This is a genomic window from Aquitalea magnusonii (genome assembly GCF_002217795.2).
Classification (GTDB): domain Bacteria; phylum Pseudomonadota; class Gammaproteobacteria; order Burkholderiales; family Chromobacteriaceae; genus Aquitalea; species Aquitalea magnusonii_B.
The window spans coordinates 4078897-4099753 of record NZ_AP018823.1 but is presented as its reverse complement, the minus strand read 5'-3'; the positions used below and the strand labels follow the sequence as shown (position 1 = coordinate 4099753).

The 20857-nt window shown below is 59.9% G+C and carries 18 protein-coding genes and 2 rRNA genes; 15 read left to right on the top strand and 5 right to left on the bottom strand.

The window, feature by feature from the left end:
* Positions 1–9 precede the first annotated feature (9 nt).
* From DLM_RS19195 to DLM_RS19135, 13 genes are all read left to right on the top strand, one after another.
* Positions 10–2896 (top strand): 23S ribosomal RNA (locus DLM_RS19195).
* A gap of 146 nt (positions 2897–3042) precedes the next feature.
* Positions 3043–3157, top strand: a 5S ribosomal RNA gene (gene rrf, locus DLM_RS19190).
* 256 nt (positions 3158–3413) lie between these two features.
* A complete protein-coding gene (locus DLM_RS19185; protein ID WP_089082617.1) occupies positions 3414–3989 on the top strand; it encodes a GspH/FimT family pseudopilin in 576 nt (191 codons plus the stop codon).
* Positions 3990–4033: 44 nt separating this feature from the next.
* Positions 4034–4477 carry a type IV pilus modification protein PilV gene (gene pilV / locus DLM_RS19180; protein WP_231960282.1) on the top strand — a complete coding sequence of 148 codons (444 nt, stop codon included), beginning with the start codon at positions 4034–4036 and terminating at the stop codon, positions 4475–4477.
* Positions 4474–5529, top strand: coding sequence for a PilW family protein (locus DLM_RS19175; RefSeq protein WP_089082524.1), 1056 nt, complete (start codon positions 4474–4476; stop codon positions 5527–5529). Before pilV ends, DLM_RS19175 begins: the two co-directional genes overlap by 4 nt.
* Positions 5529–6080, top strand: coding sequence for a pilus assembly PilX family protein (locus tag DLM_RS19170; RefSeq protein ID WP_089082525.1), 552 nt, complete (start codon positions 5529–5531; stop codon positions 6078–6080). Before DLM_RS19175 ends, DLM_RS19170 begins: the two co-directional genes overlap by 1 nt.
* A gap of 12 nt (positions 6081–6092) precedes the next feature.
* On the top strand, positions 6093–10217 hold the full coding sequence (locus tag DLM_RS19165) for a pilus assembly protein (RefSeq protein WP_089082526.1): 4125 nt from the start codon (positions 6093–6095) through the stop codon (positions 10215–10217).
* An 8-nt stretch (positions 10218–10225) separates the two neighbouring features.
* Complete coding sequence (locus DLM_RS19160; protein ID WP_089082618.1) at positions 10226–10636, top strand: type IV pilin protein; 411 nt, start codon at positions 10226–10228, stop codon at positions 10634–10636.
* 121 nt (positions 10637–10757) lie between these two features.
* The gene (gene rfaE2, locus DLM_RS19155; RefSeq protein WP_089082619.1) at positions 10758–11258 is read left to right on the top strand and encodes a D-glycero-beta-D-manno-heptose 1-phosphate adenylyltransferase; all 501 of its coding nucleotides are present in this window, start codon (positions 10758–10760) and stop codon (positions 11256–11258) included.
* Complete coding sequence (locus tag DLM_RS19150; protein ID WP_089082527.1) at positions 11255–12223, top strand: biotin--[acetyl-CoA-carboxylase] ligase; 969 nt, start codon at positions 11255–11257, stop codon at positions 12221–12223. The genes rfaE2 and DLM_RS19150 overlap by 4 nt, the downstream gene beginning before the upstream one ends.
* Entirely contained in the window at positions 12220–12936 is a 717-nt protein-coding gene (locus DLM_RS19145) for a type III pantothenate kinase (protein ID WP_089082528.1), read from the top strand. Before DLM_RS19150 ends, DLM_RS19145 begins: the two co-directional genes overlap by 4 nt.
* Positions 12933–13802, top strand: a complete 870-nt coding sequence (locus DLM_RS19140; protein WP_089082529.1) for an SPOR domain-containing protein — start codon at positions 12933–12935, stop codon at positions 13800–13802. Before DLM_RS19145 ends, DLM_RS19140 begins: the two co-directional genes overlap by 4 nt.
* Before the next feature lie 115 nt (positions 13803–13917).
* On the top strand, positions 13918–14700 hold the full coding sequence (locus DLM_RS19135) for a YoaK family protein (protein WP_089082620.1): 783 nt from the start codon (positions 13918–13920) through the stop codon (positions 14698–14700).
* Here DLM_RS19135 and DLM_RS19130 read toward each other — a convergent pair whose 3' ends face one another.
* On the bottom strand, positions 14701–15705 hold the full coding sequence (locus DLM_RS19130; protein WP_119313277.1) for a M48 family metallopeptidase: 1005 nt from the start codon (positions 15703–15705) through the stop codon (positions 14701–14703).
* A 240-nt stretch (positions 15706–15945) separates the two neighbouring features.
* Here DLM_RS19130 and DLM_RS19120 point away from each other — a divergent pair, with 240 nt between their 5' ends.
* On the top strand, positions 15946–17079 hold the full coding sequence (locus DLM_RS19120; RefSeq protein WP_089082531.1) for a hypothetical protein: 1134 nt from the start codon (positions 15946–15948) through the stop codon (positions 17077–17079).
* Here the strand turns inward: DLM_RS19120 and DLM_RS19115 are convergent, their stop codons facing one another.
* From DLM_RS19115 to cobT, 4 genes are all read right to left on the bottom strand, one after another.
* The gene (locus tag DLM_RS19115; RefSeq protein ID WP_089082532.1) at positions 17080–17556 is read right to left on the bottom strand and encodes a GNAT family N-acetyltransferase; all 477 of its coding nucleotides are present in this window, start codon (positions 17554–17556) and stop codon (positions 17080–17082) included. It lies immediately after the preceding gene.
* 89 nt (positions 17557–17645) lie between these two features.
* Positions 17646–18407: an adenosylcobinamide-GDP ribazoletransferase gene (gene cobS / locus DLM_RS19110; protein ID WP_089082533.1), complete on the bottom strand. Its 762-nt coding sequence runs from the start codon at positions 18405–18407 to the stop codon at positions 17646–17648.
* Positions 18404–19006, bottom strand: coding sequence for a histidine phosphatase family protein (locus tag DLM_RS19105; RefSeq protein ID WP_089082534.1), 603 nt, complete (start codon positions 19004–19006; stop codon positions 18404–18406). The genes cobS and DLM_RS19105 overlap by 4 nt, the downstream gene beginning before the upstream one ends.
* Positions 19007–19012: 6 nt before the next feature.
* Entirely contained in the window at positions 19013–20047 is a 1035-nt protein-coding gene (gene cobT / locus DLM_RS19100; protein WP_089082535.1) for a nicotinate-nucleotide--dimethylbenzimidazole phosphoribosyltransferase, read from the bottom strand.
* A 258-nt stretch (positions 20048–20305) separates the two neighbouring features.
* Here cobT and cobU point away from each other — a divergent pair, with 258 nt between their 5' ends.
* The gene (gene cobU, locus DLM_RS19095) at positions 20306–20830 is read left to right on the top strand and encodes a bifunctional adenosylcobinamide kinase/adenosylcobinamide-phosphate guanylyltransferase (RefSeq protein ID WP_089082536.1); all 525 of its coding nucleotides are present in this window, start codon (positions 20306–20308) and stop codon (positions 20828–20830) included.
* Positions 20831–20857 lie beyond the last annotated feature (27 nt).

The window sequence follows — 20857 nt, the reverse complement described above, 5'->3', positions numbered from 1 at the left end:
AAATGATAGGGTCAAGCGACTAAGTGCATCTGGTGGATGCCTTGGCGATCACAGGCGATGAAGGACGTGTAAGCCTGCGAAAAGCGCGGGGGAGCTGGCAATAGAGCTTTGATCCCGCGATATCCGAATGGGGAAACCCACCCGCAAGGGTATCCCAGACTGAATACATAGGTCTGTGGAAGCGAACCGAGTGAACTGAAACATCTAAGTAACTCGAGGAAAAGAAATCAACCGAGATTCCGTCAGTAGTGGCGAGCGAACGCGGAATAGCCTGTATGTGATAGAGATTGAGATAGTGGAAGGACCTGGAAATGTCCGCCATAGTGGGTGATAGCCCCGTACACGAAATTTCATTCTTGGTACTGAGCATACGAAAAGTAGGGCGGGACACGCGAAATCCTGTCTGAAGATGGGGGGACCATCCTCCAAGGCTAAATACTCGTGATCGACCGATAGTGAACCAGTACCGTGAGGGAAAGGCGAAAAGAACCCCGGGAGGGGAGTGAAATAGAACCTGAAACCGGATGCATACAAACAGTGGGAGCCTCGCAAGGGGTGACTGCGTACCTTTTGTATAATGGGTCAGCGACTTACGTTCAGTAGCAAGCTTAACCGCATAGGGGAGGCGTAGGGAAACCGAGTCCGAATAGGGCGCTTTAGTTGCTGGGCGTAGACCCGAAACCGAGTGATCTATCCATGGCCAGGATGAAGGTGCGGTAACACGCACTGGAGGTCCGAACCCACTAGTGTTGCAAAACTAGGGGATGAGCTGTGGATAGGGGTGAAAGGCTAAACAAACTCGGAGATAGCTGGTTCTCCCCGAAAACTATTTAGGTAGTGCCTCATGTATCACTTCCGGGGGTAAAGCACTGTTATGGCTAGGGGGTCATTGCGATTTACCAAACCATGGCAAACTCTGAATACCGGAAAGTGCGAGCATGGGAGACAGACGGTGGGTGCTAACGTCCATCGTCAAGAGGGAAACAACCCAGACCGCCAGCTAAGGTCCCAAATGATCAGTTAAGTGGTAAACGAAGTGGGAAGGCCCAGACAGCCAGGATGTTGGCTTAGAAGCAGCCATCATTTAAAGAAAGCGTAATAGCTCACTGGTCGAGTCGTCCTGCGCGGAAGATGTAACGGGGCTCAAACTGATAACCGAAGCTGCGGATTTGCACGTAAGTGCAGATGGTAGGGGAGCGTTCTGTAGGTCTGTGAAGGTGTCTCGTAAGGGATGCTGGAGATATCAGAAGTGCGAATGCTGACATGAGTAGCGATAAAGCGGGTGAAAAGCCCGCTCGCCGAAAGCCCAAGGTTTCCTACGCAACGTTCATCGGCGTAGGGTGAGTCGGCCCCTAAGGCGAGGCTGAAAAGCGTAGTCGATGGGAAACGGGTTAAAATTCCCGTACTTTTGTGTAGTGCGATGTGGGGACGGAGAAGGTTAGGTCAGCGGCCTGTTGGAATAGGTCGTTCAAGCCGGTAGGCGTGAAGGGTAGGCAAATCCGCCCTTCTTTAACGCCGAGAAGTGATAACGAGGGTCTACGGACCTGAAGTGACTGATACCACGCTTCCAGGAAAAGCCACTAAGCTTCAGCTACACAAGAACCGTACCGCAAACCGACACAGGTGGGCAGGATGAGAATTCTAAGGCGCTTGAGAGAACTCAGGAGAAGGAACTCGGCAAATTGATACCGTAACTTCGGGAGAAGGTATGCCTGTTGTGGTGAACACCCTGCGGTGGGAGCTACGACAGGTCGCAGAGAATCGGTGGCTGCGACTGTTTATCAAAAACACAGCACTGTGCCAACACGAAAGTGGACGTATACGGTGTGACGCCTGCCCGGTGCTGGAAGGTTAAGTGATGGGGTGCAAGCTCTTGATCGAAGCCCCAGTAAACGGCGGCCGTAACTATAACGGTCCTAAGGTAGCGAAATTCCTTGTCGGGTAAGTTCCGACCCGCACGAATGGCGTAACGATGGCCACACTGTCTCCTCCTGAGACTCAGCGAAGTTGAAGTGTTTGTGAAGATGCAATCTCCCCGCTGCTAGACGGAAAGACCCCGTGAACCTTTACTGTAGCTTTGCATTGGACTTTGAAGTGGTTTGTGTAGGATAGGTGGGAGGCTTTGAAGCAGGGACGCTAGTTCCTGTGGAGCCGACCTTGAAATACCACCCTGACCCCTTTGAGGTTCTAACCTTGGTCCGTTATCCGGATCGGGGACAGTGCATGGTAGGCAGTTTGACTGGGGCGGTCTCCTCCCAAAGTGTAACGGAGGAGTTCGAAGGTTACCTAGGTACGGTCGGAAATCGTGCTGATAGTGCAATGGCAAAAGGTAGCTTAACTGCGAGACCGACAAGTCGAGCAGGTGCGAAAGCAGGACATAGTGATCCGGTGGTTCTGAATGGAAGGGCCATCGCTCAACGGATAAAAGGTACTCCGGGGATAACAGGCTGATACCGCCCAAGAGTTCACATCGACGGCGGTGTTTGGCACCTCGATGTCGGCTCATCACATCCTGGGGCTGTAGCCGGTCCCAAGGGTATGGCTGTTCGCCATTTAAAGTGGTACGTGAGCTGGGTTCAAAACGTCGTGAGACAGTTTGGTCCCTATCTGCAGTGGGCGTTGGAAGTTTGACGGGGGCTGCTCCTAGTACGAGAGGACCGGAGTGGACGAACCTCTGGTGTACCGGTTGTCACGCCAGTGGCATTGCCGGGTAGCTAAGTTCGGAAGAGATAAGCGCTGAAAGCATCTAAGCGCGAAACTCGCCTGAAGATGAGACTTCCCTGAGGGCTAGACCCTCCTGAAGAGTCGTTCGAGACCAGGACGTTGATAGGTCGGGTGTGGAAGCGCTGTGAGGCGTTAAGCTAACCGATACTAATTGCTCGTGAGGCTTGATCCTATCATTTGAGTGGCTTGGGAAACCGAGACCGGATGGATAGTGAATGTGCGACGCGATCAAAGATCCAAGATAAGATACCTAATTAATTCAGTGATTCAGACGAAGTCTGGATGACAAAGCTTCTTCAAGTTTGTTGACAGTTTATGTCTGGTGGCCATAGCGAGGTGGTCCCACGCCTTCCCATCCCGAACAGGACCGTGAAACGCCTTAGCGCCGATGATAGTGTGGCATTCGCCATGTGAAAGTAGGACACTGCCAGACTCCCCTTACAGAAGCCCAGCTCAATCGAGCTGGGCTTTGTGCTTTGTGGTGCGGGCATGCCCTGCGACTGCACATTTGCGGTGCTTCCCTTCCTTCCTTCTTCCCTTTCCTGATGTCTCTCCAGCTAAGCCCTCGCCGCTAAGAAAGCCACGGGGCAATAGCCGCTAGTCAGCTAAAACATGTCGATTGTCAGAAATTTCATAGTGATTTTTACGATCAATTACGATGAAGAAGTAAAAATTTCCTGAGACATGTGATGGCTGTGATGCGCCAGCTACGTGGCTTTACCTTGATTGAGGTTGTCGTGGTGATGGCGGTGTTTGCCATCTTGCTGGCAATCGCCGTGCCTTCGATGTCGCAGTTTGTGACGGAGAACCGGATCAAGCAGGCCGCCACCGATATCAACATGACCTTGCTGAATGCCCGCAGCAATGCCATGCGTATGGGTGTGCCGGTAGTGGTGTGCGCCTCTACCGGTGTCGCCAGTGGCGGGGTGGCTAGCTGTGATGCAAGTAGCTGGAGTTCCGGCTGGGTGTCGTTTGTGGATTTTCAGCGCACTGGCAGCCCAACGGCCTCTGGTGTGCTGGTGGTACACGGTGCCATTCCTTCGTCGCTTTATGTCACGGTGACGCCGAGTTCCACCACGGCACTTCAATATTTGCCTGGAGGCCAGCTGCGCTTGCAGGCAACCGGTACTGGCGGGTCTGCTGCCACCACGGCGACCAAGATTGCCATTTGTGATGTGACTGGCAAGAGTTCCACCATGGCACAGCAAGTGAATATCCTGTCCAACGGGCGTCCGCAACAACTGAATCTGGGGACCTGTCCATGACTTTTCCGCGCAGGATGCCAGTCAGGCAGGAGGCCGGCGTGACGATGATCGAGGTTCTGGTCGTGCTGGTGATCGTGGCCATCGGCCTGCTGGGGGTGGCGGCTTTGCAGCTGAACAATCTGCGTTATTCCAGTAGCAGCAGTGGCCGTCAGCAGGCGGCACTGGTGGCCGAGCAACTGGCTGATCGGATGCGGGCTAATCCGAATGCCGATTATTCCACTGCATCAGGCAGCTATAGCGGGAATTGCTATTCCGCCACCACCAATTGCCCTTCTACGACAGCCACCAACCGGGCGGCATTTGATCTGAGCGAGATCCAGACCATTGCCGCCAGCAGCGGCCTTACCAACCCGACGGTGTCGGTGAGCAAGGTATCCAGTGGCAGTGTGGTATTTGGCTACCAGGTGCAGGTCCGTTGGCAGGAGCGGGCTACCAGTGTGGCCTCCCAGGTGGCTACTGCATCCATGTCGGTATTGGTGAAGCCATGATCAAGCATTCTGTCCGTGCGGCCCGTTCTGCTCAAGGCTCACAAGCCGGCTTTACCATGCTGGAGCTGATGGTATCGATCACCATTTCCCTTTTTATTCTGCTGGCTGTCAGCAATATTTTCATTGCCAACCAGCAGACGCTGACGGCGCAGTCGGGCAATGCCTTGATGACCGACAATGGCCGGATAGGCCTGGCAGTGATCGGTCGCTTGTTGAAACAGTCCGGTTATTGCGATGAAGCCTCCTACAGCAACACGGATGCCAGTGGCAACTGGGTGATTCCCTGCCGTCACATCAACAATGCAGCGGCTTCGGGGAGTGCAGGGTCGGATGCTTATTCCCAGATCAGCCTTGTCGCCTCTGCCGGGGTGGCCATTGCCAGTGCTTCCACCAGTTTTACCCTGAGCAACGGTAGCAGTGCCAGCCTGAGTGCCATGGGGCAGAACAGCGATACCTTGAGCATCAGCTATATCACTGGTCCGCAGGCTGCTTCCTATACCGGCATGCCGGACTGCCTGGGCAATCCCACCCCGGCAGCCAGCAATGTGATTGTAACCAACACGTTCTATATCAAGGTGCAAGGGGTGGGGACCGGCAGCAATCCGCAGGTGATACGGCCACAGTTGATGTGCAATGTGAGCTGGACCGATATCAACGGCAATGCCTTGTCCAGCTCGTTGACCAGCAGCCTGGTTTCTTCCGGGGTGGTGGCGGAGAACATCGAGCGTATCGGGGTGTTGCTGGGGGTGGATAGTGGCAGTGACGGCGTGCCTGACTATTATGTCCCTCCCGGCAGTTCCATCAGCATGAGCAAGGTGTACGCCGTGCGGGTGGTGCTGCTGGCGCGTCAGGACCCGGTATACAACCAGACTCGTGCCAGTACGACCACCTTCAATATGTTTGGTGCCAGCTATGGGGCGACGGTGGGGTCTGGCGATAACTCCTGGGTGGCACCGCTGGCTTCCGGCACGGTGGCGTGCAGCGTCAGCAACCCCTGCTGGGCGCGCCGGCTGTATGACTCCACCTTTGTCTTGCGCAACAGGATGTCGTGATGCGCCGAACATTGAACCATTCCTTGCAGCGTGGCGCCGCGCTGGTGATCGCACTGGTGCTGCTGGTAGCCATGATGCTGATTGGCCTGACGGCCTTTTACTCGTCCAAGCAGGAGGAGCGTCTGGCGCGTGCCGGGCGGGATGGCCTGGTGGCGCGTGAGGCTGCCGAGGCTGCCCTGCGTTATGCCGAAGGGCAGATTGCCAGTGGTGTCATCAGCAGTAATCTTGGATTCAATAGCTGCCCCAATACCGCATCCACCGGCCTGTGTTCCAACTACGCTAGTGGGCCGATGAGCGTGCTGCTGGCATCGGCGGCAATTGCCACTTCTCCTACCACGGTGGCCACCGTGCCCTCCACGGCATGGAACGGCGGCAGCCTGGGCAGTTACAGCTTGCGCGCGCCGCGTTATGCCATCGAGGCTATTCCGGACCAGGCGGCCGGCAGTGACCTGAGCACGGAAAGTTATATCTACCGGATTACCGGCTGGGGCTTTGGTTTTAACAGCAATATCGTGACGGTGATGGAATCCATCTACCGTCCGGCGCAGTAAGTGGAGGGGGTAATGAAAAACAGATCATCCATGCTTGGCCTGCTGCTCTTGCTGTGCTGGATTCCGCTGGCGCTGGCTGCGTCCACCGTCTCCATCAGTTCCTTGCCGCTGGCCGGTATCGGTTCGTCTTATGGACCGAACGTGATGTTTGCGTTGTCGGTTGAGTTTCCGACCGCGGGTTCGGCATTCAATACCAAGACCTCCATCAGCAGCGTGGCGGACCTGGACGTATCCGGTGTGGGGAATACGCCGTTCCTGGGCTATTTCGACTATGCCAAGTGTTACAAGTATACCGGATCGGGCAGCAGCGGCTATTTCACTCCCTATAGCAGCGCTACCCTTACCTCGGTAACCTCTGGCTCTGGCAACAGTGCCAAGACCTACCAGATCTATACCTGTGATGGCACGGCGTGGAGCGGCAATTTACTCAACTGGGCCACCATGACGGCCATTGATGTCTTCCGTGCCACCCTGACCGGGGGTAACCGGGCATTGGGAAACGGTGGATGGTCTACTTCTTCAGGTAATACCTCCGCATCAACATTGGTGAGTGATTACTCTGCCGGGGATACAACATCTGCAACTTATTTGCGCCGCGCAGCCGTGGTGCCAGGTCAGAACCAGAGTTATAACCTCACCGGCAAGGCTGTCTCCGGATTGACGGTTAGCAGTGTCAATTACTTGGCCAAGATCACGCCATATAGCAGTACCTATACCAATCTGTGGTTTAGCAATGGCCCCAACTATGGCAGCGGCTCACACCCATGGAGTGTGTCGATATACCGCAGTAGCAGTAGTTCGCAACCTAGCTCGCCTTATGAAATCGATAATGCCATTACCAAGGTGTGCGTCAGCGGCATGGTGGAAACCGGCAGCACCACTCCCTATACCTGCAAGCAATACGGCAGCAATTACAAGCCGGAAGGGCTGATCCAGACCAATGGCAGCAAGATGCGCTTTGGCGCTGCCAGTTATCTGGTGAATACCCAGTACACCCAGGATGGCGGTGCCTTGCGCGCACGGCTGAAATACCCTGGCATTTCCCAGACGGTGACAGGCAGCTCCGGCAGCAGTTATATCCTGGGGGCTGAGTGGAACAGTGATGGCACTTTCGTGGTGAACCCGGATGCCACCGATGCTGTTTCACATACCATTTCCTCCGCCGATACCTCGACAACCTATGGCAGCACACTGGCGGTGTCCAATAGCGGGGTGGTCAATTACCTCAACAAATTTGGCGACACCATCACCAGCAATATCGGTTACAAGCAGTATGACCCCGCGGCGCACCTGTACTATGCTGCGCTGCGCTATTACCGTAATTACGGCAATTATTCCACTTTCACCAATACGCTGAGCAGCAATACGGCCTGGCAGGGTGGTTTTCCGGCCATTACCGACTGGGATGATCCGGTACTCAATTCCTGCCAGAAGAATTTCATCATCTATATCGGTGACACCAATACTCACAATGATATTGATGTCCCCGGCTCAAGCTGGTCCGGAGCGTCCGTACCTACCGATGATACGGCATTCAATGTGGCCACCTGGACGAAGAACCTGGGTACGGATGAAGGCATGAGCAGCCCGCAATATCAGACGGTCAGTACCGGTTCGGGCAACTCGCCACCGTATATCGCCGGCATGGCCTGGTGGGCCAATACCAACAATATCCGTACCAAGTCCGGCGATACCAAAACAGCCAGTGTCAGCTCCTTCATGATTGACGTGGTGGAAGGCGGCAACTACAAGGGGGTCGGTAACTGCTCTAGCTGGAGCAGCAATGTGTGCAATGCCTTCTTCATGGCGGCCAAGTATGGTGGCTTTACCGATTCCAATGCCAACAGCTGGCCAGACAAAGCCAGCGAGTGGGCTTCGGCGGCCTCCACCAGCACCGGTACCACCGGTACCACCTCGATTTCAGTCTTCCCCAGCCCGGCCGCCGGTTATACCGGTACCCCCACCAACTATGCGCCAGCCAATAACCCGGCGGCGATGGTGACCGCGCTCACCAATGCGCTGAGCACGGTATCCGGTACGGCCAATGCCTCCCAGGCCGGGCTGACCGGGTCGTTTACCGGCAGCAGGGTATTCAACAGCAGCAGCTATGTGTTCCAGCCGGCATTCAACTCCACCGACTGGAGCGGCGACCTGATTGCCAATACCTATGCCCTGACCACCAGTACCAGCGGTGCGGTATCTTTGACCTTCACCCCGGCCTGGCAGGCCAAGCTGAAACTTGAAACCCAGCTGAACAACAGTGTGACGGCTCGCAATGTACTGACTTACGACTACACCACCATGACCGGGGCGGCATTCAATACCACTTGGTATTCGGCCCTGAGCAGCAAGACTGACGTGCCTACCGGCACCACCAGCTTCCAGTACACTGGCTTGAATACCGGTGGTTACGGGACTTACCGGGTCAATTACCTGCGCGGTGACAAAACGCAGGAAGGCAGTTCCGCCTCGCCGCAGTTCCGCACCCGCAACTATCGCATGGGCGATGTGGTGCACTCGACGCCGGTGTACATTCCCGTGCCGACGGCAGATCCGAGTGGCTGCAGCTTTGACGCCAACCTCTCCAACCCGGCAACCGACAGGGCGGCCATTTTTGCCCGCCCGGCTGCGGTGGCCGTGGCAGCCAACGATGGCTTCCTGCACATTTTCAATGCCACTTACGGCAGCAGCACGGTGGGCAATGAGCTGGCCGCCTATTTGCCGGCCAGCATCTATCCCAGTCTGCCCAATCTGAGCTCTACCACCTATGCTCACCAGTTCTTTAACGACGGCTCGCCGCTCTACAAGGACGTGTGCTTCCTGTATGGCAGCACCGGTGCCGCATTGGCCAAGCCGGAAGCACGTTCGGTGGTGGTGGGGACTACCGGGGCCGGTGGCAGCAGCGTGTATGCGCTGGATGTCACCCATGTCGACAGCCTGGGCAGCAGCAATGTGCTGTGGGAGTTTTCGGCCAAGGATGATGCCAAGCTGGGCTATACCATTGGCAATCCGGTGATTACCAAGCTGAGCAATGGCCGGCCGGTGGTGATTTTCGGCAATGGCTACAATCAGAGCAGCGGCACCACCGCCTCGCTGTTTGTGCTGTATCTGGACAAGCAGCCTGGTACCGCCTGGACGCAGGGCGGCAATTACTTCCGTATCGACCTGCCAACGCCTACCTTGCTCAACACCTCGCCCAACGGGCTGTCTGCTCCCGGCATTGTCATCAGCAACGGTGCGGTCAACTATGTGTACGCCGGCGATCTGAACGGCAATCTGTGGAAGTTCGACCTGTCATCCACCACGCCGGGTAGCTGGACGGCACCAACGACGCCGCTGTTCACTGCCTGCGCCGGTACATCCACCGGCCAGACCAGCGGCACCCAATGCACGGCCAGCACGCTGCAGCCGATTACCTCGGGGGTCACGATTACCCGTGATCCGCTGCGGGGTTATCTGGTGCTGTTCGGCACCGGTCAGTATCTGTCCGGCAATGACCTGAGCCAGAACAATACTCAGACCCTGTATGGCATCCGGGACGACGGCAGCTTGTCCGGCAAAACCACCGTTACGGCCAACCTGCTGGCGCAGAGCATCGGTTCGCAGGTGACCACCAGCACCAGCAATGGCAGCACACTCACCTATTACAGCCTGAGCAACAATACCACTTCCAGCATATCTGCCTGCTCCGGCTCGGCCAGTTATCTGCCCAGCGGCTGCAATGGCTGGTACCTGCCGATGACGGCCAGCGGCTTTACCAATGCCCGGGTAGTCACCACGCCCACGCTGTACCAGAACACCCTGGCCTACTTCACCGCCATTGTTCCATCCTCCACCAGCGTGTGCGGCAGCGGCGGCCAAACTGCCTTGTTCGGCCTGAACTACGCTACCGGCGGCTCATCCACATCCGCCATCTACGACACATCGGGCAATGGGGTGATGAACAGTTCTGACCAAGTGGCCAATGCCATGCTCAGCAATGGTATCTCCTCCGGGACACCACTGATAGCCAGTGCCAACGGTCAACGTTACATCTGCACGGTGGGTTCGGCAGGCACCATCAGTTGTACCGCGGCTGCGCAGTACAGCAGTAGCTATGGTCGCCTGTCGTGGCGCGAAATCATTCAATCCTGGTGAGCAAGAAGATGACTGAAAACAACAGCGGTTTTACCTTGATCGAGATGATGATCACCGTGGCCATTGTCGGCATTCTGGCGGCGATTGCCCTGCCGTCTTATCGCAATTACATCATGCGCGGGCATCGCAGCGAGGCCGAAACCGTGATGATGCAGGTGGCGCAAGAGCAGGAGCGCTACTACACCATGAACAATCAGTACAATATCGGCGCCACCCAGGTGAGCCCGCTGGGGGCCACCGGCACCGCCATCCTGTACAACATCACCGTGGCCAGCGGCACGGCTCCGGCCGGTTTCCAGGTGAATGCCGTACCGGCCAACGGCCAGTCGCCAGACGCGCAGTGCGGTACGCTGACGCTGGATTCCCTCGGCAACAAGGGTTCCAGTGGCAGTTATGCCACGGCGGACTGCTGGAAATAAACCATCCTCCCCCGCCGGTGAGGCGGTGTGAGGCTATTTCTGCTGACATGCGCGGACGGCTGCAGCCAGAACGGTGGACTACCGTATAATGCTGGCCAGTCATGCTTCTACAGGCACCGCCATGTTCTACCCCACACCTGCATTCGAAGACAAGATCTGCCCGCCGGAACAACTGGCGGCCAAGTTGGCCGCCTTGCCGCGCCCCATCGTGTTTACCAATGGCTGTTTCGACATCCTGCATCGTGGCCATGTCACCTACCTGGCACAAGCGCGTGCGCTGGGAGCCAGCCTGGTGCTGGGCCTGAATACCGATGCCTCGGTCAAGCGCCAGGGCAAGGGCGAGGACCGTCCGATCAATAACGAGCACAACCGTGCCGCCGTACTGGCCGCGCTGGAAAGCGTCAGCCTGGTCACCTGGTTTGACAGTGATACCCCGGCCGCGCTGATTGAGCTGGTCAAGCCGGATGTGCTGGTCAAAGGGGGAGACTGGACGGTGGACAAGATTGTCGGCAGCGCCGAAACCCTGGCCCGTGGCGGCCAGGTGCATTCCATTCCCTTCCTGTTTGCCACCTCCACCACGCAAACCATCAACAAGATCCGGGCTGTCGAGGACCAGGCGTGAGCGAACATGCTTTTGCCGTACTGCGCCAGCTCAGCGATGGCCGCTTCCACTCCGGTGCCGATATCGCGCGCGAGCTGGGCTGTTCCCGCACCCTGATCTGGCAGGCGGTGCATGCCATCGAGCAGGAGTTCGGCCTTACCGTATTCAGTGTGCGCGGCCAGGGCTACAAGCTGGCCGAACCCTTTGAATGGCTGGATGTGGGGCTTGTGCGCGAGGCATTAGACTCGCCGGCGGCGGAAACCTTCACCCTGGCGGTAACCGAACGCACCGACTCCACCAACAGCCAGTTGATGGCACGGGCTGCCAGCGGTGGCCTGCACGGCCTGGTGCTGGCGGCGGAAATGCAGACCGCAGGCCGCGGACGGCTGGGGCGGCGTTGGCAAACCCGGCTGGGTGCCGGGCTGACCTTCTCCCTGCTGTGGCGCTTTGAGCGCGGACTGGCCGAACTGGCCGGCCTGTCGCTGGCGGTGGGCCTGGCACTGGCGCGTGCCCTGCACCGGCTGGCGGTGCCGGTGCAACTCAAATGGCCCAATGACGTGCTGCTCAATGGCCGCAAGCTGGCCGGCATCCTGATCGAGCTATCCGGCGATGCCTTGGGTCCGGCGGCGGTGGTGATCGGCATCGGCATGAATCTGGATAAACCCGGTGAGGTGGACCAGCCGGTAGCCTCACTGGCCGAAGCCGGCATCCGGCTGGGTCGCAACCAGTTGCTGGCGGCGTTGCTCAGTGAGCTGGCCGTAGTGCTGGACACCTTCAATCGTGAAGGTTTTGCTGCTTTCCGCGACGACTGGATGCGTTGTTCCAGCCATGAAAACGCACCGGTGCGGCTGAGTTTTTCCCATGGCGAGCCGGTGGACGGCATTGCCCGTGGCGTGGCGGAAAACGGTGCGCTGCAAGTGGAAACCGCAGATGGCAGCCTGCGCATCTTCCATGCCGGGGAAGTCAGCCTGCGGAGCCGCGCATGAAGCTGCTGCTGGATGCAGGCAACAGCCGCCTGAAATGGGGTGTGCATGATGGCCAGGGCTGGCAGGCACAGGGTGCGGTAGCGCATGCGCAGATTGCCAGTCTGGCCAGTCAATGGGCCAACTGGCCCATCCGCAGCGTGCATGCTGCCTCGGTAGCCCATCCGGCCGTGGCCGATGCCATCACCCAGGCCACACCCTGTGCGGTGCAGTGGGTACGTTCTGCCGCCAGCTTTGCCGATGTGCGCAATCATTACCGCAATCCTGCCGAACAGGGGGCCGACCGCTGGCTGGCCGTGCTGGCGGCGCGCAGCCTGTGTACGGCCGATGTGGTGGTGGCCTGCGCCGGCACCGCGTTGACGGTGGAAGCACTCACCGCAGAAGGCGATTATCTGGGCGGAATGATTTTGCCCGGTCAGGCACTGATGTTGCGCAGCCTGGCACAGGGCACCGCCCAGTTGGACCGCATGCCCGGCCAGGTGACGGCCTTCCCGCAAGGCACGGAAGACGCGCTGGCCAGCGGCGTGCTGGCCGCCCAGTGCGGCGCTATCGAACGCATGTGCCGGCAACTGGCCCACCACACTGGTCGTGCCATGCCGCAGTTGCTGCTGACCGGTGGCGATGCCGCCTCTATCGCTGCGCAACTCGCCGTACCGGCGACGATCGTGGATAATCTTGTGCTGATGGGACTCTTGAGAGTGGCGTGCGAATCATGAAGTGGTTTCTGGTACTGATTGTGGTGCTCAATCTGGCAGCAGCAGGTTATGGCGCGTTGAAACAACGCCCGCCTGGCGATGTGCACGCCCAGGAAATCAGCCCTGAGCAGGTCAAGCTGTTGCCGCCTGACTGGCAGCCAGCCTCCGCCCCGCAGGCCGATGCCAGTGCGCCGCTGAAGGTGGTGGCGTCCATGCCGCAAACCGAAGCGCTGAAGCCGGAAGACCTGGGCAAGTCTGCATCGCAGCCGGCGGCGGCAAAGCCGGCCAAGAGTGAGGCATCGGCAGCCACGGCCAAGGCTGAGGTAAAGAATCCACCACCAAACAAACCGCCAGAAAAGCCCACCGAGAAAACGGCGGACAAGCCCAAGACCGAAGCCATCAAGCCCGAGCCGAGCAAGGCCTTGGCCTGCTATGACTGGGGGACGCTGGATGCCAAGCTGCTGAGCCGTGTCAAGGGCGGCTTGCCCTCCCTCAAGCTGAAGCCAGAGCAAGTGGTGGAAAGCAGCAAGGGCGAGCTCAAGGCCACTGGCAAGTTCTGGGTGTATCACCCGCCCTTGGCCACCCAGTCGGAAACCCAGACCCTGTCGGCTGAATTGAAAGACAAGGGTTTTGACAATTACATTGTGCACAGCGCGGAGTTCAAGGGCAGCGTATCGCTTGGCTTGTTCGGTCAGGAGGCTGCGGCCAAGGCCATGCTGGCACGGGTGAAGGCAGCGGGTTTTGACAAGGTGGCCATCGAGCAAAAGGGGCAGAAATCTGCCGCAACGGTGCTCAGCTTCAAGGCGCTGGACGCGCAGCAGGCCGAGCGTCTGCACGCGCTGCAAAAACGCCTGACCCCGGGTATTGCGCTGCAGACCTGCCATTGAGGCCTTGCGCTGTCGCAAGCGCGGCGGAAATCAGGCTTGTCAGCAAGCCGGTGCTGGATGGATGATGAACGGCAATGGCGGGGTGTCCCGCCTTGCCGTTTTTTCATGGTTCGCTATGTCCCGACGCTCAAGCAATATCACCCGCCTGCTGGACCGCGGCTCCTTCAATGACCGCGTGTTGCGCCAGTTGGGCGGCTCCATGGCCTTCATCGCCGGCGCACTGAATGCCGGTGGTTTCCTGGCAGTAAACCGTTACACCTCGCATGTGTCCGGCATCGTCTCCGGCATGGCCGATGATCTGGCGCTGGGCGAGATTGGCCTGTCCCTGTCCATGCTGGTGATGTTGCTGTGTTTCATCGGTGGTGCCATGCACTCCACCTGGCTGATCCTGTGGGCCAGACGTCAGCGCCTGCGTGGCGGTTATGGGGTATCCATGATGGAGGAGGCCTTCCTGCTATTGCTGTTTGGCGTGCTGGGGGCCGGGCTGGCCAGCCACAAGGGCCTGTTCACCCCGCCTACCGTGATGTTGCTGTGTTTCATCATGGGCATGCACAACACCATTGTCACCAAGCTGTCCGGCGGCTTGCTGCGCTCCACCCACATGACGGGTATCGCCACCGATATCGGCATCGAGTTGACCAAGATGAGTTATTACAACCATCTGCACAGCTCAAAGATCAAGGACATCAAATCCAACCGCAGCCGGCTGTGGGTGTATGGCATGATTCTGTCCGCCTTTTTTCTGGGCGGGGTGGTGGGGGCCTTGGGCTTCAAGCATCTGGGCTATTCCTTTACCCTGCCGCTGGCGTTGTTGCTGTTTGGTCTGGGCCTGCGCCCGGTATGGTATGACATGCGTCTGCGCTGGCGCTGGTGGCAGCACCGCCAGGAGCCGCACTAGTCAGCTTGCCGGAGCGCACTGCCGGGCCATGTCGGCGCTGGCGGCCGGATCGCCCGGATGAGCGGACAGCAGGTTGGCCGCCGCGTGGTCCGGACCGTCCAGTCTGGCCAGCAAGGCGGCGGACAAACAGGGAGACAGGCCGCGGGCTGCCAGTGTCCGGCGTGCCTGTACATCGGCCTCGTGCTCGAACTCGGCACTGTATTTCATATCCGCCAGCATGATAGGGGCCACGGCCTGCAGGGTGCTGCTGTCTCCGGTAAACAGGCTGACGGCCAGCGACGGCCCGCCGGTGCGGATCAGTCCGCGTAGGCCGTGCCGCGCTTCGATGTGGCCGACCGCATGTGCCAGCATGGCAAACAGTTCGTCGTCGCTGCGGGCGCGTTTTACCAGTTGGTCGCTCATTACCACCAGGCCGGCGGGCAAGGGGATGATGTCCGGACCCAGCTCCCGCGCATCCACCAGCCGTAGCTGGTAGTGGTAGCGGCTGGTGTGGGGCACGGCTTGCAACAGCAATTTCTGCAAGCTGTCCTGGCGGGCTGGTGATAGTTGCGAGGGGCGCAGGCCGCTGGTTTTTTCCAGCAGCTTCAGGCTGGCGCTGGCCATCTCTTGCTCAACCGTCACCGGCGTGCGGCGGGCTGCCTCGGCGGCCAGCCAGGGCAGCCCGTTGCGATAACCACCCCATAGTGCGGCGGCCACCAGCGCCAGCAGCAACAGCCGCAGCCAGGGCCAGCCATGTTGCAGCCACTCCAGCAGCCGCGCAGGCAGTGGCTGCCGCCGGGTCAGGTGCTGGCAACCATAGGCGCTGGCCACTTCGATCACCCCGCCATCGGGCAGTTGCAACTGGTCGGGCAGGCCCGATGCGCCAGCCAGAAACTTTACGCTGTGTGCAGGATAGCGGTGGGTATGTACGCCATCGGTAAACACCAGATGATGCGCATCACGCTGCAGCATCACGGCCTTGCCGGCATGGCTGTGGCCATCCAGATAATTGCCCGGCAGACTCATGTCCTGATTCCCTTGTATGCCATGCCCCGGTCGGGGTGGTGGTAACTGCCTTGCCTGTTCTAATCTGTAGCGCAAGCAGGCTGGTTTGGCAACGCCACTGCCCGATGGTGGATGATATGTCCGCCAACAGCAGAATAGGGAGCAGAATGACCGCTGGCTATACGCTGCAGCCATTCTGTGCAGTACTTAACCGTCGTGCCATGGTGGCGCAATACTGTTTCGCTGCAAGGGGGAGAACACATGATGTACAAGACCAGTGGCTTGCTGCTGTTGCTGGTGGCGCAGGCGGTGCTGGCTGCGCCGCAGTTGCTGCAAGGCAAGGTGGGGCAGGCGGCGGTGGTGATGGAGCTGGACATTGCAACGGATGGCCAGGTGGAAGGCCGCTATTTTTACCGCAAGCATCATCGCGACATTGCCTTGAGCGGCCAGCGCCAGGCCGATGGCAGCTTGCAACTGGGCGAGAACCTGCGCTATGACGAACAGCGCAATGACATCACCCTGCGCCCGCAAAACGGTGGCTGGGTAGGGGCATGGCATGGTCCCAAGGCCAGCAAGCCGGTGCCGGTCAGCCTGACACCCTATGCAGCGGCACAGTGGCCGGCCAGCAGCGATGCCGCGCTCAATCCGGTGCGCCAGCGTTCCGGCTACGACTATCTGCGCATGGTGGATCTGCCGCTCAAGCCCGGCAAGCGGGAGCGGGTGCAGGGCCACACCCTGCAGTGGTGGGACGAGCCGGTGAGCAAGATCCGCCTGTTCCGCGTGCTGGATGGTTATCCACAGGCCAGCCTGCAGCGCATCAACCAGTTGCTGGCCGAGCGCCAGTGGCAGGAAGTGGCCAGCTATTTTGACTGCCAGCTAGGCGGCAGCCGCAACAGCGGCGCAGACTTCGAGCAGACCGTCACGCCCCATCTGCTGAGCAACAAACTGCTGAGCGTCAGCATTTTTACCAGCTATTACTGTGGTGGTGCCCATCCGGATTTTGGCGACAATCCGCTGACCCTGGAGGTGGCCAGCGGCAAGCCGCTGCAACTGGAAGACCTGCTGTGGGCAGGCAAGGGCAAGCCGCAGTTGGCACGCAAAGCAAACGGTGAGCGCGCCGACTACCAGTACGAAGAAAGCGTGCTGGCCCCGTGGCTGGTGAACGCCATGACGCGTCTGCATCCGGCGCAGATCAAGCCGGGCAATGAGGATGACTGTGGCTACAGCGATCCGCAGGTATGGCAGTTTGTCAGCTGGTATGCCACGCCGCAGGGCTTATACCTGGGGCCATCCTTTGCCCGCGTGGCACGTGCCTGCGAGTACCCGGCGTGGAGCGTGCTGCCCTGGAGTGTGGTCAAGCAGCATCCGGGTGCGCGGCCCGACCTGCTGCCCTGATCAGGCCGCCTGTGCGGTGGCCGGGCGGCTGCGGCGGCCAAACGGCCAGCGCCATCCCGCGGCGGCCTGTGCTGCCCGCCGCAGTTCCATATAGCGTTCACCATGCTGCAAGGGCGCGAAGCCCAGTCGACGGTAAAAGCTGCGCGCATCACGCGATACCAGCAGGAAGCGGCGCAATTGCTGCAGCTCGGGGTGGGTGATGGCGGCCCTGATCATGGCCTGTCCCACGCCATGGCCGCGCCAGTCGGGCAGCACGAAGACGTCAGACAAATAGGCAAAACTGGCATAGTCGGTAATCACCCGGGCAAAACCGATCTGCCGGTCCTGATGATAGGCGGCGATGATCAATGAATGCCGTATCGCCTTTTCCAGCAGTGCCGCATCCATGCCGCCAGCCCAGTGAGCCTGGGTGCTAAGGAAGTGCAGAATCATGGCGCGGTCCAGCCGTGCCGGGTCGTGCGAGATATCCAGCTGCATGTGTGACTCTCCCTGTGCGGATGCCGGCAGTATCTGGCAAGCACATCACCGTGCCATGACAGATTGATGGCAGGTCTTTTACCGCGGGATCACACCGCGATGGGCAGCAAGGACAGTCCCAGCAGCAGGATTTCACATACCTCGATGCCGGCGCCCAGGCAATCGCCGGTCATGCCGCCCAGCTTGCGCTTGAGCCAGCCACGCCACAGCAGCGCGGCCAGCGGGGCCAGCAGCAGCGGGGGAGCCAGCCAGGCAGACAGCCCCAGCAAGGCCAGCAGGCTAATGAGCTGAAGCGGCCATTGTGCTTGTCCGGCAACGCGCTCACCGCTACCGGGGGCCAGCGCGGGCAGGGTGGCAGACCAGAACAGCGCAAATAGCCGTGCCCAGGCCGGGATCAGCAGCAGGCTGGCCCACTGCGCGGGCTGTTTGGCCAGCAACATCAGTAATACCAGCTTGCTGATGATGGCGCAGATCAGTGCGATCACGCCAAAACTGCCCAGGTGCGGGTCTTTCAGTACCTCGAAAAAGCGCTCACGCGAGCGATGCGCAGCCCCCATGGCATCGCTCAGGTCGGCCAGGCCGTCCAGGTGCAGCCCGCCGGTGATGGCAATCCACAGCAGCAGCCCGAGCAATGCGCCAAGCCAGGGATCATGCCGGCTACCCAGCCATACGGCCAAGTACAGCAGGCTGCCCAGCAACAAACCAACCGGGGCAAACCAGCGCGCGCTGGCTGCCAGCCACTCCGGGTGGAAGCTACGCAGCTGCGGGGTAGGCAGCCGGGTGAGAAACTGGATGGCCAGGATCAGGCCCTGCCACCAGCGTGCAGATGGCGCGTTGCTGGCCGGTTTCATGCGTCGCCCGGACTTTCCAGATGCATCAGGTAGGCCGGGTGGCCTTCAAGGATGGATAGCTGGGCAAAGCCGCCACGTTGCACCGTCATCAGCTTGGCCACTGCAAATTCGGTGCCCAGCAGCTCGGCCAGCAAGGCGGTAATCACACCGCCGTGACACACCAAAACCCGGTGGCTGCCGCGTGCGGTCTGGATCCACTCGCTAAACCCGCTCAGCACCCGGGTGCGGAACATCACATAGCTTTCACCGCCCGGTGGGGTCAGTTCGCCGGCAGCCACCCGACTGCCCCAGTCCGGCTGCTGACGGTACAGCACCTCGCGCGACATGCCGTCCCAATCGCCAAAATCGAATTCGGCAAAGCGCTCGTCCACCTTGAGCGGCAGCGAGCCATGCAGCGCCTGATGCACGGCAAACTCGCGGCAGCGCTGCAAGGGTGAAGTGGCCATGCTGGTGACGGGGGCCAGTTGGTTCAGTCTTTGCCAGCTGCGGCTCATCTGCTCGCAGCCCAGATCGTTCAGCGGCAGGTCGGTACGGCCAATCAGCCGGCCATCGTGATCAATCTCGCCATGGCGCAGCAGGGTGAGCGTGTAAGGGTTCATGCGGCTTCAGTCCTTTTCCGTAACGCCAGCCTGGGCAAAAGTAGCCATTTCGGCATGCAGCTTGATGGCCAGTTGCAGCAGGGGCACGCAGGCGGCTGCGCCCGAGCCTTCACCCAGGCGCATGCCCAGCGCCACCAGCGGGCTCAGTTGCAGGGCTTCCAGTGCCAGCTTGTGGCCGGTTTCTTCCGAACAATGGCTGGCCAGCAGCCAATCAGCCACGGCGGGATCGATGGCACGGGCAGCCAGCGCCGCCGCGCTGGCAATGAAACCATCCACCAGCGAGGGCACACCCAGTGCCGCACCTTGCAGATAAAAACCGGCCATGGCGGCGATTTCCAGCCCACCCAGCTCGGCCAGTACCGCCGTGCCATCCAATGGCTTGTCATGCAGGCGGTCCAGGCCCTGTTGCACGGCGCGGCGCTTGTTGACGAGGCCGGCATCGTCAATGCCGGTTCCCCGTCCGACGATGCTGTCCACGCTATGCCCAGTCAGGCGGCAGATCAGCGCAGCCGATGGTGTGGTGTTGCCAATGCCCATGTCGCCGGCAATCAGCAGATTAGCACCTTGATCCACGGCACGCCGTGCCGCCGCGCGGCCCACTTCCAGCGCGGCAGCGCACTGCTCTGCCGTCATGGCGGCCTGCACTGCCAGGTTGGCAGTACCGGCGGCCACCTTGGCCTGCACGATGGGCAGTTCCGGCAGCGGGTTGAGCACGCCCACGTCCACCACTTCCAGTCGGGCAGAAATGGCGCGCGCCAGCACACAGATGGCAGCGCCACCGGCGGCAAAGTTCTTTACCATTTCACCGGTCACGATGGACGGATAAGCGGATACCCCCTCGGCTGTCACGCCATGGTCACCGGCAAACACGGTGATGGCCGGCTGCAGCGCTGCCGGAATGCTCTGGCCCTGCCAGGCGGCAAAGCGGCAGGCCACCGTTTCCAGCACGCCCAGACTGCCGGCCGGTTTGGTCAGCGAATTCTGGCGTTGCAGGGCGGCTTCATGAAAAGCGTGGACAGGAAGGGCGATGGCCTGGGTCATGATGCAATTTCTCTGGTTGGCATGGACTAGTGCGGGACTCTAAGACATGGGGGGCGGCACGGCAAGCCGAATGCCGGCAAGGCATTGGCATTGCTTGCTGCATATCAAGAGCCGGCATGGCAAAGATCCGGGTTTGCCGCACGGTGTGGCGTATAATCGCCGCCTTGTCCTGCCGCAATGGCAGCGGTGGCAGCCAGGCTGTCACCTATTCTATCTGGCCCGGGTCGGCGCAGTTCCGGCCCACAGGAGTGCAGCTTCATGACGCATCTGATCACTGGCGGTTCCCGTTCTGGTAAAAGCCGCTATGCCGAGCAACTGGCCATGCAGCATGACGGCCCGGTCCACTATGTGGCGACTGCGGAAGTCCGGGATGCCGAGTTTGCCGAGCGCGTCCGTTTGCATCGCCTGCAACGTCCGCCACACTGGCAGGTGCTGGAGGCCGAACGCGGCCTGGCCGAGCTGATTCTGGGGCAGGATCAGGAGGATGGCCTGCTGCTGGTGGATTGCCTGGGCATGTGGCTGATGCGTTTTTTTCGCAGCGATGACCAGTTTGATGAAATGGACTTCGTCCAGGAGCGGCAATGGCTGCTGGAAGCCATTGATGCAATACAGGGCCGGCTGCTGCTCGTCAGCAATGAAATCGGCTGGGGTGTGATGCCGATGAGCCGCGTGGCGCGCCAGTATGGCGATCTCTTGGGCCGGTTGAACCAGGATGTCGCGGCCCGATGCCAGCGTGTGACGCTGGTGGCCTGCGGCTTGCCGCTGGTACTCAAGGGCGGCTGATGCCCGCTGTCGGCATGGCGGGTGTGC